Origin of the sequence: Sulfuracidifex tepidarius (assembly GCF_008326425.1) — an archaeon.
In the GTDB taxonomy this organism is placed as follows: domain Archaea; phylum Thermoproteota; class Thermoprotei_A; order Sulfolobales; family Sulfolobaceae; genus Sulfuracidifex; species Sulfuracidifex tepidarius.
This window is the reverse complement of record NZ_AP018929.1, coordinates 1,910,778-1,928,798: the sequence shown is the minus strand read 5'-3', so window position 1 is coordinate 1,928,798 and position 18,021 is coordinate 1,910,778. Positions and strand designations below refer to the sequence as shown.

Below are 18,021 nucleotides of genomic sequence, written 5' to 3'. Positions count from 1 at the left end.
GTTTTTTCTCTTTTTGTCCCATAAGTGAGAAAGCCAAGCCGCCCAGATTATTTGAACAAGTATTTTTAATAACGTATCAATGCAATTTATTATGAAAGTCAACGTAGGAGACATTGCTCCAGACTTCACGGCTCCCACCGATGACGGCAGGGAGATCTCACTTTCTCAGTTCAGGGGAAGGTATGTTGTGCTCTATTTCTATCCTAAGGACAACACACCGGGGTGTACAAGGGAAGCCATCTCATTCAAGGACAGACACGATGAACTGGAGAAGGAAGGGGCTGTTGTAATAGGGGTGAGCTCGGATCCACCTTCATCTCACAAGGGGTTCAGGGAAAAGCTCTCATTGCCTTTCATCCTGGTCAGCGACGACGGGAAGATAAGGGAACTTTACGGCGCAAAGGGGTTCATAGCTCCCTCTAGGGTCACTTTCGTGATATCGCCTGAAGGAAAGGTAATCCACGTTTACAATTCGCAAATAAACCCTGCTAGGCACCCGGAGGAGGCACTTAAGGCAATAAGAGACGACAAATCTAAGCCAAGAAGTTGAAGGATTTGAAGCTCCCTGTGAACCTCTCTCCCTTATTCGCCACAAACCATGTTTTTATTTTATTTCTCTTGAATAATAATAAACTTTAAAAATTTAGGTTCCTAATTATTCATTATGAGAGAGAGACTGATACTTCTAGTCTTAGTTCTGGGCACTATGATGTCTGCTGTGGACTCTACTGTGGTAATACTCGCCTTGCCTACAATAACACAGGACTTGCATACCACACTCACGCTCACCATATGGACCATACTTTCTTACCTCCTAGTCATAGCAGTTATGACGACACAGTTAGGGAGGTTAGGGGACAGCATAGGTAGGGCCAGGATATACAACACCGGTTTCCTTCTATTCACTGTAGGCTCACTACTTTGCGGTATGTCCCCGTCTATCTTCTTCCTCATAGGATCGAGAGTCCTCCAAGCTGTAGGAGCTTCCATGATCCAAGCTAACTCAGGCGCGATAATAGCTGACATGTTCTCCCCTAACAGGAGGGGGAAGGCTTACGGCTTCACCTCTATCGGGTGGAACGTGGGGGCAACGCTCGGGATAGTAATAGGAGGAGTGCTCACTACCTTGGTAGGGTGGAGGTACATCTTCTTCATAAACCTCCCCATAGGTGCTGTAGCGTTCACCTTAGGATTGAAGTACATCAACTACGAAGGAAAGAAGGAGAAGAAACCCCTTGACGTTATAGGCACTCTCGGGCTGGGAATAGGCTTAGTCATGGTCAGCCTATCTGGGTCTGAGATAGCTGCCCTAGGAGTGAACCTGCTGGATCTCCTGACCGTGGGGGCAGGAATCGTAGTTCTAGCCATGACTCTGAACCAGGAAAGAAAGATCTCTTTCCCTATCGTTAACATGAAGGCTTTCAAGAACAGAACTCTGTCGTTCTCTATCTTGGCCTCGTTCTTCCAGAGCATGGGTTACTTAGCGGTAGTGTTCATAGTGATAATGTACCTTCAAGGAATAAGGGGACTCAGTCCGTTAGACTCGTCATTGCTCCTCATTCCAGGGTACGTAATTGCTAGCTCGCTCGGCCCATTCATGGGTATACTTTCCGACAGGGTAGGAGGGAGGGTCCCTGCCACGTTGGGGATACTGATGATGATGAGTGCTGTCGGAGTTTACTTCACTTTAACGCCTTCGTCCTCCTACTACACTGTAATCGCAGCGTCAGTGCTGGGAGGTATAGGGTCTTCCATGTTCTACCCTGCAAACAACAGTTCCGTCATGGCTAACGCTTCCGTGGGAGATTACGGCGGAGTTAGTGGGCTTTTGAGGACGTTGGCTAACATGGGGACGCTCTCGAGTTATGTAATGACCATAGCTGTAGCTTCGATAGCAGTTCCAAGACAAGTTGCGTTTGAGGTGTTCCTGGGTACCGCCAACCTGCTTGGAGGCGTTTCGTCTGCCTTCATGACGGGGGTAAGGACAGACTTGTTGGTTTCCGCGGGGATACTCTCAGTGGCACTCGTGTTGTCAGCGCTTAGAGGTAAGGAAGTGAGGGAGAGTAAAAGAGAAAAGGTTCAAACATATAGTCAGAAATAGTAATAGAAAACAAAAAATTCAACATTTTTAGCTCATATTAATGCAAAAGACGGAATACAATCCTAAGCCTCTACGGTTCACTGTATGCGTTTAGCTTTGATCGGAGAACTCTGTCGTTCTCTATCCTGGCCTCGTTCTTCCAGATAATATTGCATTAAGGAATAGACTCAGGGCATACGTCTCTGACTATGCAGATTCCTATTTGATTTTTAAATTTCTAGAAAATATAAAAAATGACACTAAATTATACAATTATCTAAAGACAGTAGAAGCACCTCCAGATAAATACATCTATGACGGTACACCGCCAGAAAGAGTAGAAAATATCATATTCGGACTGAAGGAAATAAGCGGGTCTGGAGCGACTAGGCTTAAAGCGATTGTTACAACTTTATTAACCCTAATCTAACAGAAGGAGGGTTTCGGTGATAGAGAGAAAGGATATGTATTCATCGACGAAGCGTGGTTATTCGTCAAATACCCAATCACAATGTCATTGTTGGAAAATCTAGCCAGAAGGGCCAGGAAATATAATACAAGGACTATTGTTCATCACACAGAGGCCCTATGATGTCACCACAAGTGAGGCGGGGATGACGATACTTGAACAGAGTGCAACGGTATTCTTATAGCTTTTATGGGAAAAGCCTGGGCACATATGAAGTGCCAAATCTGCTAAAAGCACTGCCGTTGTATGAGGGTCATTAACGTACTTCTATATTTCTTTTTACCTAGTTAGTTTAATGATTAAATATGGAATCCAAAATACCTACCATCGAGAAGCACAAGGGCGCTTACGTTAAAATAAGGATAATTGAAAGTTTAGATGAGTTGACGTTAGGGTTAAAATTACTTAAAGAGGGTTTCAGTAGGAATTCCGCAAACAAGGTCTTCCTATCCTGGAAGGCTTTTATAAGTGCATTAACAGTTATAAACCTTGATAAGATGCCTAGGGATGAGAAGGAAAAAGAGTGGTATTATAAGACTGGCTTCCTTGCCCCTACAACCGGGCTGAAGGGAATCTCTCAGAGACTTGATGAACTTGGATACAAGGTAAACCACCTCACTTCTACTGCATTGGAGTTGCATAGATATTCTTATAACGGGCTTTATAAGGGGGCAAGTGATTATGCTGATAGGAGTGAGGCAATAAGGGATATTCTTTACCTTTCTAAGGAGATAATGAGAGTCGTAAAGGACCTCTTCAGGGATTATTGGGGTGAGGAAATTGAGGAGCATTATAAAATTGCTGAAAGGGAGCTTAAAGAAAATCTTAGTTAATCGTTATTGCGAAGGTGTTTGTCAAACTACTCTAAGAAAAAACCTTGATCGTTATTCACTCTTGAATATTCCTAAAAACTAATAATTTCTCTTAACTATAAGTTGTTATGACGCTAAGCTTTTCTCCAGGGAGTAAGTGGGTTCCACCCCTTAAAAAGGGTGAGGGCAAGTGAGTTTGGGAGAGCTCATACGAAAAAGACAAAGGCATAGTTGAGTATAAGAAAGAGGCAGGCAACGGTAGCGGTAGTAGAATACTTATAGCCTACTATATATCTTACTCACTTGACAGGGAAAAGTGGGGGATTTACCTAGTAAAGGACGAAATAGAAAGGATATAAACGCACTTAAGTCTATGTACAATAACGACGTAATAGGTCACCTCTACTTTTCTCTAATATTCCTCCACGGGTTCACACACCACGTCATAGAGGATTTGAGGACTTCTAAAGGTGGTTTTAATTATACACAGGAAGACGAGTCCTAATGTGAGTACACTGCATTTACCATGACTCATGCTTTCATGAAGAAGAACTCCGGTACCGGTATATCCCTTTATTTACAATGGTTATCTTACCTAATTCCTCTGGTAAGGACTAGCATAATTTCACTAGCGTTGGGCATGCAAACGCAGGAGAATATAGTTAGGACTACTAACGCAGAGTACCTCATTATTCCCGCTACTGAGATTAAGGATGGGTTTATAACGGGCTTTCCAGTGCCGGGTTACCAATACAGTGGTTTAAGTCTTTCCCGATTTCTAGGCCTTTATCTGCAGGTGTCAAGAGTTCTGTAATAGATGAAGGATTATCTGAAATATACTATTACTTATCTAGGGATTCAGACGTAACGTATTTTCCCTCTGTCCCAAGCTGGGTTAAGGAGGACGAGTTTGTGAAGTTCTTGTCCCAGAACTTAAACGTTGGAATTGAGGACATTTGGAGTAATGGTTAGAGTCTGTTTACGATAGAGTGTTCTTAGTATCACTTCTCCCACGTACGAATTATATAGATGTAAGCACAGCCTCGTAAGCCTTGCTGATAAGCTATTTAACTTACCGATAACATAATTTGCCCGAGAAGCCATAGAAGGAGGAAGATACTTGCAAATATTAGGAAGATTTTTAATAGGGGTCATATTAGCGAGCCTTTGTGTTTCACAACCGCGTTTAGTATTAGCAAATTAAAAGTATTTATTTCGTTAATATGCTCTAACAGCGTTTACTACTTGTCTACACACGGTTCAACTTTAATGGTTAGTTGAAGGTTCCCCCATCTGAAAAGCGGTGCCGAGGTTTCTCCTTATCATTAGTGGGTACGTGTTAGTTACAGCATTATTAAGCCTCTTCTGTACTTCGCTTACCGTGCTTTTGTTACCAACTACTACAGTATATGTTATTTTATTAACTTTAGGAATAATATTTAAATCGGTTAGGACGAAGAAAGTCCCCTGAAGTTTTTCTAACAATTCTTTAGCTAACTTCTCTACGTTCTGTGTCCTCACTTAATTCGATTAGGATTAACTCATCTTGAGTAGACAAAATTGCAGAGTCTACGTGTTTAGGAGTTTTTGGTATATAGTTACTAATACGCACAGACCACGCCTTACACTCTCCTATCGAATAAGAGCGACTCTCGACTAGTCCTTTTAGTGAAGGTAATAGAAAACAAAAAATTCAACATTTTTAGCTCATATTAATGCAAAAGACGGAATACAATCCTAAGCCTCTACGGTTCACTGTATGCGTTTAGCTTTGATCGGAAAACCTTGCAGAGTTACGAGACATTAAAAAAAATTTAGTATTGATATGACAGAAGTTAAATAATTAGCTATAGGTTCGAAGATCTCCTCAGTGTAAAATGGATAAAATTTATTTCGTAACACTAAAAAATGAAAATATTTAAATCGAAGGAATTCCTGTAAACTGCTCTATAAGTATGTACATAAGTCTGCTGCAATTTACAAGATAAGGGGAAAAGGGAAAACTCCCTTCTCGAGGTCATTCCACTCTAGGTCTCTTCTCCTTCACGAATGTTCCATCTCTGAGTTCCTTCAATGCTTGATGAATTTCTTCGTCCGTGTTCATCACTATAGGCCCATACCAGGCTACTGGCTCCTTCAGGGGTTTCCCTCCTAGGACGAGGACTCTAGCTCCGCCCTCTCCGGACGAGACCTTTAACAAGTCTCCTTGACTCATTACGGCCAGCTGTCCCTCCTCCAATTCTGGGCTGTCTCCTATTCTCACTTTCCCTTTCATAACGTAAGCGAGAACGTTTCTTTGACTCCCCGGGTTGAAGACCACCTCGTTTTCCGGCTCTATCTCCATGTCTACGTAAAGAGGATCCACCTTCCTCCCTGCCCTCACTGGGCCAAGGATACCCATGAATTCACCTGCTATTACCCTGAATTTCCCCCAGTGGTCCTTTTCCTCCGATTCTCTCTTTTTCACGTCCCTATAAACAGGATATGTCATCTTTTCGGAGGCAGGTAAGTTTATCCAAAGTTGAAAGCCCATCACCCTCTCGCTCTTCCCTTCAGGACGGGGCATCTCCTGGTGGAATATCCCGCTCCCCGCAGTCATCCATTGAAGGTCTCCATGATGTATTATCCCCTTGTTTCCTTCACTGTCTTCATGCTCCGTTGAACCCTCTATCTGGTACGTTACGGTCTCAATCCCCCTGTGAGGGTGCCATGGGAAACCGTTAATGTAGTCAGACTTCCTATCAGAGCCGAAGAAGTCGAGAAGGAGGAAAGGGTCTGTCAACTCCACCGTATTGGGCCCTCCGAATACTCGGTATAACTTCACTCCGGCCCCGTCCATGGTATGTCTACCTTGTATGAGATATTCTATCTTTCTGTCCATGAGATAACCATTCTTCTCAGAGACATTAAACCTTGACGTTACTGAAGCGAAACCACGTGAATAGAGAGAAACCTTCTAGAATCATGAGCAAGCGTTTTTTATTTCTTTTTATATACTCCCTCTTCATGATCGGATACTTTGACGGGCTTTGCGAACCTAAGAACCCAGGAGGAATAGCTACATACGGATACGTTATCTATGAAGGTAACGTGAAGGTCAAGGAGGGATACGGTTTAGCAGCGGAGCCTTTCTCACCTTCTTCCACCAACAATGTAGCAGAATACACAGGGGTACTATGTCTCCTCACGGAGATGAAGAGAATCAACGCTGAAAGCCCTGAGATAAGGGGAGACAGTCAGCTAGTCATCAGGCAACTCAACGGGGAGTACAAGGTGAAGAGTGAGAGGATAAGATCCCTTTACGAAAGAGCGCTCGAGATAGCTTCGGAGATAAATGCGACCTTCGTCTGGGTACCCCGTGAGATGAACAAGGAAGCTGACTCTCTCACCAGAGTAGCATATGAGAAAGCAAGGAGAGGAGAGATCAGAGAGGTGGGCTGTGACTAACGCTTGTTTCCCCCTCCCCCTTACTCTTGAACGCAGACATGAGTCTCAAAGGAAGCACTAACTTGGGAGCGGGAGAAAAGTCACAGCCACCAGCATGAAGATCACCGAAATAGTCAGGAAAACCGTTCCAATCATGGAGCTCCTCTGAAGGGACTTCCTAGCTTGCATCAACATCTCGTCATCAGGGAGTATGTTCCTGTACAAACTCATCATCCTGTCCATGTCCCTCTTCACGAGCCCGCCTATCAGCAAGCCGATGAACCCGAAGACCCCTCCTACCAACACACTGAGCCCCCAGCCTGATCCGAACAGGATAGCATATACTTCACCCATTCCGCCCCCTTTGTAATACCCTATCATATAATGAAGGAACTGTCCCGCTCCGAACACTATCGTAATTATACCGGAGGATTGAATTAATGTCACAATCCCCGGTAGGAAATTCCTCAACTCCCTCACGGACTCCGCTGAGATCTTGCCTAGCTTGGGTACTATCATGACGCCGAAGAGTGTGGTAGTACCGTAGTAAATCAGTCCAAAGAAACCATGTATTACGTTCAATGCGAACGCTATAGGAACCAACTCCCTTCATCTCAAATTGACAACGCCACACAGCCTGAAGAAGGTATTATAGCTACAACGAAAGACAATGCCATGAGGTACGAGAAGTCATAGTTATACGTGCTGTAGAAAGCCAGACCACCCGCGGCAGCTAGGCCCACAGCGAGCACAGTAGCCAACCCCATGTAGAATAAGTCCTTCCTATCGCTCAGGTAGGTCAGGGCGAAAAGAAGCACTGCGCCCAACCCGCTAAGTATAGCGAGGCTGAGGTGAGACGAGAGAAGTGCGGCCATCCACGTCTGGGTTAAAGGGAACTGATCGTTCAGGAGGGTCGTTGTACCCGCGAGAAAGGCACCTATCAAGAGTAACGTCTCCACGGAGGAGGCTATCAAGACGGGTTTATTCCTGGTCAGATTTTCTGTCATGACTAATCAAGATAATGTTGAAAAATGCAGTAAATAAATATTTCTCTTTATTTTTAAACGTTACCTTCTCATGGAGTAAAACAACAGGAAGGAAGTCACTGCTACTCCCAAGACGAAACCGGTCCCCATACCCAGAGCGTACATAGGGACTGAGAAGCCTCCGAAGTAGAAAAGCCCTGAGAAAGCTGCACCTAGGATGCACAGAACGTCTATTATGGACACGACCTTCAGCCCCAGTCTACCGCTCCTTGCTGCAGCACCATAAAGGAAGATCGCTAAAATTACGTCTGCCGCGGCAGCGTATATGTGAACGGTGATTGGGACCCCTAGGAGAGGGAGCTTATATACTGCTATTCCCATCCCCGCGACGTAAGTGAAGAGAAGGGACGCCAGTTCCAGTGCCGAGATCGCAGGGACGTACTCGTTCTTTGACATTACAGAGTTAACTTGATCATATATTTCCATTACTGACTTGCTCATATGTATCAAGAAAATGTAGAGAAAAAAGAGTTTTAAAATCTTATTTTCAAAACTTTTGTAATTAGTAAAATTCTTTATAAAAAACCATCATGAACGCAGCTGACGCTAGGATGATGTAGAGCGCAGCGTCGATTATCGTAGTAGGTGCAACACCTATTGTAGAGGCTAATAGGAAATTTAAAGGAATAGAGAGAATAATAAAGAATAACGCAACCCCTATCATGAAGTTCAGATTTGCTTTTCCTAACATGATAATCACCTCACATTTTCAAAAAGAAAGGATTACTTTATAAGCATTTCTAAGGCCTTCACAAAGGACAGTAAGTCCACCGGAGATGAGTTCCACAGAATCGTGTAGGCTATGAAACTGGCGAAAGCTGCGGTGGCACCGAAAATCAGCCCTAGGATTAAAATTCCTAGCTTGTTCATCATGAACCACCTGAGAAAGTGTTACCGTCGCTCTGAAGTTCAGTATAACAGTTTGAAGGCTTCTGGTTTTGGCCCAAAATCAGTTTCCCGCACTGCGTCTTCGAATCGTAAGAGTCCAAATAAGCTGCACCCTCTAGATCGGACGTATGATCCATGATCGGGGGAGCCTTAGTGTTCATGGAAACAGCGTAAAGGAAGTCCGTATCCTGGTCCCAGTAGAGTTGTACGTAAGGGAGGGGACGGACTGTGGGACCGGTAACTACTGCTGCCCCATGCCAAGGATCGTAAGTCGATCCGTGACAGTCACAGTGGATTATACTCTTCGCTCCAGCTGCTACTGCTGCTTGGTATGCACTGGATGGAAGGAAGTTTGGAACATTCCCTCCTGGTGAGAAATACTTAGGAGGGTAGAAGTGTATCTCTGGTGGAGCACAGCCTAGGTGCTGGCATATAGCGCTGTAAGCTACTATAGACTTGTTCGGTCCGACTCCACCTGGGAAATCATATGTAGCTCCGTTCTGTGGTATGGTCACCTTAGTCGGGGGTATAGCCACGGGTTTGTCGTTCTCGTCTCCCATGTTTAACAGGAAAGTTATGTCCCCCAGCATAGGGTACTGAAACAACATGATTGTAGGTTCGTTCACGGGGAAAGTGGACGCCTTTATTGGGTTCCCGTTGGAGTCGACTATCACAATCCACGGGAAGCTCTTTAACGTTACTTCCTGAGGATTCAACACGGAGACCAGGGGAAGAGCAGACGCAACTGTGACCACGCCTATTCCTATGAGGACTCCCTTCAGGAAGGCCCTCCTCCCAGGGCTCAGCGGGCCCACGTTTTGTTCGGCGTAATTGTACAGGTAGCCTCTTCCTGCCTTCATGAATTTCTCTTGGTCGAACTTCTCCTTTCCGTGCCTCATCTTCCACACTAACTTCCACGCGAACGCTAAATCGTCCCTACTAATGATTACCTTTCTCAAGGTTCATCAATACGATCTGTGAAGAACGTTTCATAAAAACTTTTCTATTACAATTTACAATATTATTTAATATTAACTATTTGAACTATCGATTAGTTTTTCTAAAAATATATTTTACGATGTATAAATTTTAGAAGATTAATAGGCAAAAATGTTTAATATTTTTATTAAATTTTATGAGTTATGAAACGTAACATAGTTTACATATTGATGAAACTATTGAAAACATCTTAACTTATTAAAAAAAGGTTTTTTAAGCTATTGGTAAGATTTTCGTTTGAGGAAAATGAGTTTCTCAGAGAAGATAAAGGAACACGCTGAGGTAGCTTGGTTTGTCGTAATGTTAATTCTTGTGGGCGTGTTTGTAGCATGGAACATAGTCGGGGTTACTAACGGGTCTAGCACTAGCTATAGGTACGGGTTGCCTCTGAAGAGCGGAATGCCAATGAACGCGCAGAACGCCGTGAACTACTTTCAGGCACATTCAGACGGCGACCAGGAAGTAGTAAACGGGGTACTAGTTGTCAACATGTCTGTCGGGTTCAAGGGATTTAGCCCTAACGTGATCGTAGCCAACACGAGCGAGCCTGTAGTCATAATCCTTCATTCCCCACAAGTAGTAACCGGCTTCTTCATGAGGTTTCCTGACGGTGTTGTTAACGTCAACGCCGTCCCCGGTTACACTAGCTACATTTACTTCGTGACGCCTTCCTCGCCGGGTAACTTCACATGGCGTGACCCTGAGTACGCCGGATACAATTTCTCCTATTGGACTGGGACATTAGAGGTGAAATAAATGGAAAGAAATCAGTTGTTCTTGTCTTATGTTAAAATAGGAATAAGAGCTACTCAAGAAGCAGTTAAGGGATTCCTCCTTAAGGCTAAAGGAGTAGCTAGACCAAAAGACACCTTAGGGTTAACGTGGCTCTACATGCTCGGTTCCATAGCTTGGCTAATCACTCTGGGGACCGCTGCAATGAACATGAGGACTTACTTAGTGTACAACTCCAATTCCCCTGCAGTCGGACCGGTTTACTACACCGCGCTGACTATACACGGCTGGTCCGCCATGTTGGGTCTAGTACCAGACGCTGCGTTAGCTGTGATACTCTACTCCATGTATAAGTCTGATCTATCCGTGGTTCACGTCCGCGCCGTGACATCGCTGTTCTGGATAGCCAACATTTCTCTAGCTCTAGCCTTGTTCGGCGGTCCAGACATGGGCTGGTACATGTATCCGCCCTTAGCTATAACTGACAACGCTGCGTTTCAGGCATTCAGACTTTACCACGGAGCAGTGATGGGGTTAGCTTACCTCTTCCTAGCGTTCAACAGCGCTGCAGGGGCAGCTGCATCACTGATCCTTGTGGTCGACTCTTACCTGACGAAGAAGAAGGATCAGAAGATCAACATCTTCGCTGCTTACGGTGTCGCCTTCGCGCTTGTAATAGGTGTGACGCTTCCTGCACTTACTGCCGCAGAGCTCTGGTACGTACTTGCAGTGTGGTTACCCTCCATTGTGAAGGTGAACCCTCTACTCTGGGTAATACTCTTCTGGTTCTACGGGCACCCGGTAGTATACTACGTACCCTTCCCGTTATTTGGAGCACTGTATTATTATATCCCGATCTATGCCCGCAGACCACTATTCAGTGAGAAGTGGGCGAGGCTCAACATATTCCTCCTTGCCATCGGATCCATGTTGATATGGGTACACCACTTGCAGACATTCCCGCTTCCTACCGACTTGAGGGCATGGATAACCGTGTCCACCTTGGTATTGGCCTCAGGATCTGGGCTCACTGTTCTCAACCTGGGCCTCACCATTCTAACTGGAAATGGATATAATTACAAGGATCCCTTAGGAATGACATTCCTCATAGCGTTAATAGGGTTCATAATAGGAGGAGTTCAAGCCCTCCCGCTTCCAATAAACTTGATCAACGGTGTAGTTCACAATACCTATTACGTCGTGGGCCACTTCCATCTGGTGATATGGACTCTCATCCTCGTCGGCTTCACCGGGGTATTCCTGGACTTGTTGAAGGCATCCAGGCCAAACTTGGAATACGGAAGAAAGTCGAGGAACCTCATGTTGGCAGGGATTCTCCTCTGGACTATTCCGTTCGTCGGTGTAGGGTATACAATGACGGTTGCAGGATATCTGGGACTCCTCAGAAGGGTCATAGCGTATCCTCCGATGTTCACGGACTATATGCAGTTGATGTCCTTCCTGGCTGAGATCGGGATACCCGGACTAGTCCTGACCATCTCCACTGCCATAGCCGAATACGTAAAGGCGGGGACTCCTGTCATAAGTAAAGTCACGTCTTTCTCTCCTTCCCAACCTCCCTCCTTCATGATCGAGGGAAATAAAGGGGGGATTAACATGGGAAGGAAAGTTAACTTCAGGTTAAACACAGGTGATAAGATTGGAAAATCCTGAAAATGAAAAGGAAAAAAGTGAAAATAAAAGAGATAAGGAGGAAGGAAACATGGAGGAGAAAGGAGAAGAAAGACAAAAAAGGAGGGGATTATTTGGAGAACTTCTAGATAGGGTTGGAATAGACGAAGCTCCCCTGTTCAGGACTCCAGATTACATGTATAACGTTTCTTACTGGCTAGGGGCAATGGTGGCAGCTAGCTTCTTCTATACTGTGATAACCGGGCTTATACTCCTCCTCCTTTATGAACCCGCAAACGCGTACGGCCAAACTGAAGCCATCATAAACACGATTCCTTATGGGTCGGTGCTTCTCTTCAGCCACCTCTACGGATCGTATATCATGATAGTCCTAGTTTACATCCACATGTTTAGAAATTATTTCAAAGGAGCATATAAGAAACCCAGAGAACTTCAGTGGATCACAGGGATCCTCCTCTTAGCCCTTACTCTAGGTGCCTCCTTCTTCGGCTACAGTATGGTAGGGGACGTGTTGGGTATAGACGCTGTCGACATAGGTGCTTCTCTCCTAATCGGTACGGGTTTCCCCGGGGCTACTACCATAGTAGGCTGGCTCTTCGGTCCAGGAATTGACGCTGTGCAGTCGTCGAACCCAGTTGTCAGGAGCGAGTTCTTCGATAGAATACTCGGATGGCACATCATCATGGTAGCGTTAATAGGATTGCTTTTTGTAGTCCACCTGATGCTATCCGAAAGATATGGTATGACTCCTTCTGTGAAGGATAAGCCCAAAGTTCCAGCTTACTACACCAAGGAAGAGCAACAGAGGTTTAATGCTTGGTGGCCTAGGAACTTCGTTTACATGCTCTCCATATTACTTATGACATGGGGGATAATCCTAATTGTACCTAACGTACTAGTTAACTTGAACGAAGGGACGTTCTTCGGAATCAAAGTCTCTCTGCCGTTGGTTATCAATCCGTTCCCCGCACCTCAAGCGTTCACTGCTGCAGCCACGAACACCGCACCTTATCCCCCATGGTTCTTCCTGTTCCTATACAAATTTGTGGACTTCCTATTACCTAACGGTTTACCTTTACTCCCCTCTATGGTCATCTCAGTCATGGTAGTAGGACTGGTCGTAATAATGTTGATACCTTTCTTCGAGAACAGCCAGCTGATGTTCATAAGTAGCAGGAAGTTCTGGACGTGGGTAATGTCGATGTTCGCCTATTCCCTGGTTGCGCTATCAATCTGGGGGTACCTAGCTCCTGGTGTTCCCGCGCCATTCACGCAACAGCTCGAAATATTGGGAGTACCTGCAGTCCTAATAGCCGCGATAATCTACGTTTCCGGAAGGAAGAAGGGAAAGACACTGGAAAGCCCAACAGTTAAAGCCCCTCTCATTGGACCCACCTCAGTTCTGGGCACATCTGTGAGTATCCTGTTCCTCGCCGGTGCGTTCGGAGATTTCCTTCTCAAACCTTCAATGGCTGGTCTGCTCTTGATACCCTTGGCGGGAATCTTCGCTTACCACTTCACGTCCAGGATGATTAAGGCTTTCGGCTCTCCGTCTTACGCTAGAGTATCTAGGGAGATCAGCTTTTACGCTATCCCTGTAATATTTATAGTGACGGTATTCCTGCTTTTCCTGATGACTACATTGCCCAGCGTGGGGGTAGCATCCTCCTTAGCCGGAATAGACTTAGGAGTCATAGTCTTCTTGTGGGGATACGCGATCAACTTGTACCACCGTGTAGTCTACTCAAGGTAACCTGTTTTTTCCATTTATATCTTTATACTTTTTGAGGAATTTTTAGATTTTACTAACTAAAGTCACTATTTTTTCTTTTATTTTGCAAAAAGAAAAATTTTTAAGCATCAAAACGTTATAGAGATATAATGAAGGAAGTAACACACAATAACAAGAATAGAACAACTTTTAATTTGGTAGCACTATCACTGATAGCCCTGACCATGAATCCCCTCACAGAGGGCATGGAGACGGTCCACGAATGGCTATTCATGGCCAGTCACTACGTTTTGGTCATAGCAGGGTTCCTCATGGCTTTCAGGTGGTTGAAGGGGAGCTTGCTATTCATCGTTCCTGCTACCTCTCTCCTGGTGTTTTGGCACGTCCCTCTGTTTTACGCTTTGGCGGGAAGCGACCTAGCTTTTCGACTGGCCTGCGACGTGTCGATGATAGCTTCCGGTATTCTCATAGGAATATCTTCATCTTCCATGTCGACCCTCACATGGTTGACCTTGTTCGTAACTTGGATGTCAGCTGATACCTTCTTCTCTATAGTACTTCTCCTCCAAGTCCCGGCTTACTCCAACGTCGCATTTCCTTTCTCTCCTTTCACACCTTCCCAAGAAGTTACCACGGCTGTTGCCATGTGGGTTTTCATGTCTGGTATAATAGCTGTGGTCTTAGGCAACTTCTTGAGGAAGTTGATATTCTGAGGTTCAAAGGATAGATTCGAGGTAGCTTTTATTTTATTTTACTAACTCTTAACTTAACATTACGGAATCATGTATTAGATTTATAATTGAACTATACCTGACTTTCTATTCCACACTGCGATTGAATTAAGGTTCCTATTTTATTTTTCTTCTACATTACTACTTAACTACCTATTTGTTCACGTTTATTATACAGACTGAAATAATCAGGATTATTATATATCTCCTACCTTTGAGAGAGCGTGGACTACCACGCCCTTACTGACGTGGCTTTCTGCTTCCCAGCTCCACCTTGCCAGCAGTTAACTGTTAGAGGGCGGAGCTCCACACCGGTCGTTCCGATCCCGACCTTGAGTGAACATTCCACGTGCCTTGAAGACTACTAATGAACAGAAGCGTACCACAAAGACCCTCGCTTAGAGGCGTCTCGGTGACGCCTACTCCGTCGATGGTTGCCATTTAATATGCATACGGCTTTTTTGTATTTAGCTTTCACTTCAAAGAGGCTATCCATCCCCACGTGTGTCCTCGACCCCTTAACTCCATCAAGGTAAAATTATTTTCATCTCTACGTCTCAAGTCTCTCTTCACTTTTGTTATCCGTCTCTCTAGAGATGTCGGTGAGGCTAAAGCCTCAAAGGACTCAAGTATTTACTTCATCGCTCTATGGACGTACTAAGAAATGGAATAGTTAGTACCGCTTCGCTTAATATCTAGAGAATAAGTGTAAAATGACACTGACTACAAATCTCCAAGTTCTAGAGAAGCGTTGTAGTTACGATCAACAATCAACACAATAAGAACAGACAAATACAGGATTACAAAGTCAGATCCTCCTTAGCATGTCTATATTTAGTACACCTCTTGGAATTCTTTAGATCCATTTTCATTACTGTCCTACTATCTCTATCATCGTTATAGGAGAAGTAGCTTACAGACTCGGAGAAGTTATACTTCGTCATACCTTAAAAGACAAGGTTTATATTTCAGATTCACACGTAGTTCCAGACATTAACGTGAAACGTGGGGAGGTTCCTACACTACGTATCCGTGGGGGCAAATGACCTAACGTTTCTTGAGGAGGTGCGGTAAGCCTTAGACGTCAATATTGAATGAAGTTCACTTCACCTTTAAAGCCTGATGAATTATGACATAGTGATAGTAAAGAGCGTGAACTAATGACATCTCCCTACTATCTTGTATCGCATATTCACATCCATTTTTGACTAACGTAAGAAGATTTTTCATAAGGGTGTTTTGTAGACTTCTTCAATTCGTCCAAAGACGCGGAAGAAACACTCTTTTAGCTAAATGCTAGATTTAGAATTTAGTGTAAATTAGCAGACTTAATATCAAAAGGAATTGTAGTGTTCTACGAAGTACTATAAGGGGGTATATCCTCACTGAAGGGACTTCTTCTCCCCACAACTAGTAAGTTAAAAATGAAACTTTGCGAACCATATTAATAAGAAATTGAGATGATATAATATAATAACAGACTTGATAAACTAAAATGTATTCTCTTCACCATCACATGAACTGAGATACCATGAATAACAGATTTAGCTAGCAGTATATTTAAATTCAACCTAAATACATTTTATTAAGTTTACATCGAGATAAAATTATCGAAATACAAACTTAAATAGTCAAGAGGTCATATAAGGTTTGAAATGAGTATTTTCGATCGCCTTCATTACTTCGAAAAATGGTTTATTCTTGGTGCAATTGTAGGCGTAGTTGCTGGTCTTGCTGCTACAACGTTCTATGAGTTGTTACACTTAATGGAGTTTATCTTCCTTTTCAAATTTATTGGAATGTCTTACCCTAGGCCTTTAGGAGAAGGAGGAACCCTTTCCTTCGTCTTCAATAAGGGACACTATTACTTAATTCCCTTTTCTATCGCTATAGGTGGTGCAATTTCTGGATTCATTGTTTATACATTCGCCCCAGAAGCTGAGGGACACGGCACCGATGCTGCAATAAGGGCATATCATGATTATCAAGGTAAGATGAGGTGGGTAGTAGTTCCAGTAAAGGTGATTGCTTCTGCCGTGACTATAGGGTCTGGAGGTAGTGCAGGGAGAGAAGGCCCTACAGCGCAGTTTTCTGCAGGCATAGGGTCGTTATTGGGAGATCTCTTTAAGCTCTCCCCAGAAGATAGGAGGAGGATGGTTGCTATAGGAATTGGAGCTGGGATAGGTACGATATTCAAGACTCCAATTGGCGGAGCCCTACTAGCTGCAGAAATACTCTATAGAAGAGATCTCGAACCAGAACTGATTTATCCAGGGTTAGTCGCCTCTGCAATAGGTTACGTAATCTTCGGCTCCTTTTTCGGCTTCACACCGGTCTTTGGCTACTACCTCGGTACATTCAGCCCGTTCCGTTTACCAATGTACGCAGTATTAGGCTTAGTAAGCGGGGTGATGGCTATACTTTACGTAAAGTCGTTCTACGGAGTCCAGTACGTCTTCAAGAGGCTTAAAATAAGTAACTACTTTAAACCCGTAATAGGTGGACTAATAATGGGGGCTATAGCATTAGTAGCCCCAGAAGTAATAGGCACAGGTTACGGATGGATAAATTTGACTGAGTATGCTAAATTTAATGCCTTTTATTCACCCGTACTTCCCCTAATAGTTCTGTTAGTTTCACTCCCGTTTTTGAAGATCCTTGCTACTTCCTTCTCCATCGGCTCAGGAGGAAGCGGAGGAGTTTACGCGCCTGGACTTGTCATAGGGGCGACTTTAGGGGCTGACATAGGACTGCTCTTCCACTATTTATTCCCACAAGTAGCACCTGCAATTGCTCCCTTCGTAATAATAGGTATGGCTGCTTTTTTCGGAGCCGCGGGAAAAGTTCCATTATCTGTAATAGTTATGGTTACTGAGATGACCGGGAGCCTTCAGATTTTACCTGGGGCTATGATAGCTGTAGCTATTTCATATCTAGTATCTGGCAATTATACAATTTATCGGGCTCAAGTTCCCACAAGGAGGGATTCGCCAGCACACAAGATGGAATATGAAACCCCAGTAATGAAGGTACTGAAAGTTAAAGACGCAAAGTTATTGGATATAAGGGTTAAAATACACGATAAGGTAGAGACTGCACTTTCAAAGATGACAGAGAACAACTTTATGAGTCTACCTGTAACTGACGATAATGATAACTTTGTAGGAGCAGTGTTTTTAAGGGATCTGGAAAAGGCAGACAGAAAAGACACTGTAGCAAGATATGTAATCAAAGGAGTGCCTTACGTTAAGCTAGACTCGTCCTTTGAAGACTGTTGGGAAATAATGGCTAGGCTTAGAAGCAGGTGGGTCTGTGTAGTCGATGGTGAGAAGTATATTGGAGTCCTACCAATAGATAATTTACTTCAAGCATATGAAAAGACCGTTAGAAACGTTTCATAATATGCTTAAAATTCACTAAGATTCAAAATTCTTTATTTTCTTCAAATTATTT

19 protein-coding genes are annotated in these 18,021 nt (G+C 44.0%); 11 read left to right on the top strand and 8 right to left on the bottom strand.

Annotated features, from left to right (window positions below; genetic code table 11):
- The first annotated feature begins 91 nt into the window (after positions 1-91).
- The 5 genes from IC007_RS10005 to IC007_RS09990 all read left to right on the top strand — a co-directional run bounded on the left by IC007_RS10005 (position 92) and on the right by IC007_RS09990 (position 4,175).
- Entirely contained in the window at positions 92-550 is a 459-nt protein-coding gene (locus tag IC007_RS10005) for a peroxiredoxin (protein WP_054846243.1), read from the top strand.
- A 114-nt stretch (positions 551-664) separates the two neighbouring features.
- The gene (locus IC007_RS10000) at positions 665-2,101 is read left to right on the top strand and encodes an MFS transporter (protein ID WP_149528700.1); all 1,437 of its coding nucleotides are present in this window, start codon (positions 665-667) and stop codon (positions 2,099-2,101) included.
- Between the two features lie 753 nt (positions 2,102-2,854).
- Positions 2,855-3,382 (top strand): PaREP1 family protein, encoded by a 528-nt coding sequence (locus tag IC007_RS09995; RefSeq protein ID WP_149528699.1) that lies wholly within the window; start codon positions 2,855-2,857, stop codon positions 3,380-3,382.
- A 352-nt stretch (positions 3,383-3,734) separates the two neighbouring features.
- On the top strand, positions 3,735-3,866 hold the full coding sequence (locus IC007_RS14085) for a hypothetical protein (RefSeq protein WP_269472322.1): 132 nt from the start codon (positions 3,735-3,737) through the stop codon (positions 3,864-3,866).
- A 36-nt stretch (positions 3,867-3,902) separates the two neighbouring features.
- Positions 3,903-4,175, top strand: a complete 273-nt coding sequence (locus tag IC007_RS09990; protein ID WP_054846242.1) for a hypothetical protein — start codon at positions 3,903-3,905, stop codon at positions 4,173-4,175.
- A gap of 452 nt (positions 4,176-4,627) precedes the next feature.
- Here IC007_RS09990 and IC007_RS09985 read toward each other — a convergent pair whose 3' ends face one another.
- A complete protein-coding gene (locus tag IC007_RS09985; protein ID WP_054846241.1) occupies positions 4,628-4,882 on the bottom strand; it encodes a hypothetical protein in 255 nt (84 codons plus the stop codon).
- A gap of 496 nt (positions 4,883-5,378) precedes the next feature.
- Positions 5,379-6,242, bottom strand: a complete 864-nt coding sequence (locus tag IC007_RS09980; RefSeq protein ID WP_149528698.1) for a pirin family protein — start codon at positions 6,240-6,242, stop codon at positions 5,379-5,381.
- 125 nt (positions 6,243-6,367) lie between these two features.
- On the opposite strand from IC007_RS09980, the gene rnhA reads away from it, so the two are divergent.
- A complete protein-coding gene (gene rnhA / locus IC007_RS09975; RefSeq protein WP_054846240.1) occupies positions 6,368-6,808 on the top strand; it encodes a ribonuclease HI in 441 nt (146 codons plus the stop codon).
- Positions 6,809-6,865: 57 nt separating this feature from the next.
- On the opposite strand, the gene IC007_RS09970 is transcribed toward rnhA, so the two are convergent.
- The 6 genes from IC007_RS09970 to IC007_RS09950 all read right to left on the bottom strand — a co-directional run bounded on the left by IC007_RS09970 (position 6,866) and on the right by IC007_RS09950 (position 9,620).
- Positions 6,866-7,390, bottom strand: a complete 525-nt coding sequence (locus IC007_RS09970) for a hypothetical protein (RefSeq protein WP_149528697.1) — start codon at positions 7,388-7,390, stop codon at positions 6,866-6,868.
- 11 nt (positions 7,391-7,401) lie between these two features.
- On the bottom strand, positions 7,402-7,794 hold the full coding sequence (locus IC007_RS09965) for a hypothetical protein (RefSeq protein WP_054846238.1): 393 nt from the start codon (positions 7,792-7,794) through the stop codon (positions 7,402-7,404).
- Between the two features lie 60 nt (positions 7,795-7,854).
- Complete coding sequence (locus IC007_RS09960) at positions 7,855-8,274, bottom strand: hypothetical protein (RefSeq protein ID WP_054846237.1); 420 nt, start codon at positions 8,272-8,274, stop codon at positions 7,855-7,857.
- 61 nt (positions 8,275-8,335) lie between these two features.
- The gene (locus IC007_RS09955; RefSeq protein WP_054846236.1) at positions 8,336-8,524 is read right to left on the bottom strand and encodes a hypothetical protein; all 189 of its coding nucleotides are present in this window, start codon (positions 8,522-8,524) and stop codon (positions 8,336-8,338) included.
- A 32-nt stretch (positions 8,525-8,556) separates the two neighbouring features.
- Positions 8,557-8,706, bottom strand: a complete 150-nt coding sequence (locus IC007_RS13355; protein ID WP_156303794.1) for a hypothetical protein — start codon at positions 8,704-8,706, stop codon at positions 8,557-8,559.
- Positions 8,703-9,620, bottom strand: a complete 918-nt coding sequence (locus IC007_RS09950) for a Rieske 2Fe-2S domain-containing protein (RefSeq protein WP_149528934.1) — start codon at positions 9,618-9,620, stop codon at positions 8,703-8,705. Before IC007_RS09950 ends, IC007_RS13355 begins: the two co-directional genes overlap by 4 nt.
- A gap of 346 nt (positions 9,621-9,966) precedes the next feature.
- Between IC007_RS09950 and soxA the strand changes: the two genes are divergently transcribed.
- The 5 genes from soxA to IC007_RS09925 all read left to right on the top strand — a co-directional run bounded on the left by soxA (position 9,967) and on the right by IC007_RS09925 (position 17,969).
- Positions 9,967-10,476, top strand: coding sequence for a proton pump complex quinol oxidase subunit SoxA (gene soxA, locus IC007_RS09945; protein ID WP_054846257.1), 510 nt, complete (start codon positions 9,967-9,969; stop codon positions 10,474-10,476).
- 135 nt (positions 10,477-10,611) lie between these two features.
- Positions 10,612-12,126 carry a proton pump complex quinol oxidase subunit SoxB gene (gene soxB / locus IC007_RS09940; protein WP_232049054.1) on the top strand — a complete coding sequence of 505 codons (1,515 nt, stop codon included), beginning with the start codon at positions 10,612-10,614 and terminating at the stop codon, positions 12,124-12,126.
- Between the two features lie 49 nt (positions 12,127-12,175).
- Positions 12,176-13,858, top strand: coding sequence for a proton pump complex cytochrome B SoxC (soxC, locus tag IC007_RS09935; RefSeq protein ID WP_149528933.1), 1,683 nt, complete (start codon positions 12,176-12,178; stop codon positions 13,856-13,858).
- Between the two features lie 128 nt (positions 13,859-13,986).
- Positions 13,987-14,550 (top strand): DUF1404 domain-containing protein, encoded by a 564-nt coding sequence (locus tag IC007_RS09930; RefSeq protein WP_054846235.1) that lies wholly within the window; start codon positions 13,987-13,989, stop codon positions 14,548-14,550.
- A gap of 1,673 nt (positions 14,551-16,223) precedes the next feature.
- Positions 16,224-17,969: a chloride channel protein gene (locus tag IC007_RS09925; protein ID WP_054846234.1), complete on the top strand. Its 1,746-nt coding sequence runs from the start codon at positions 16,224-16,226 to the stop codon at positions 17,967-17,969.
- Positions 17,970-18,021 lie beyond the last annotated feature (52 nt).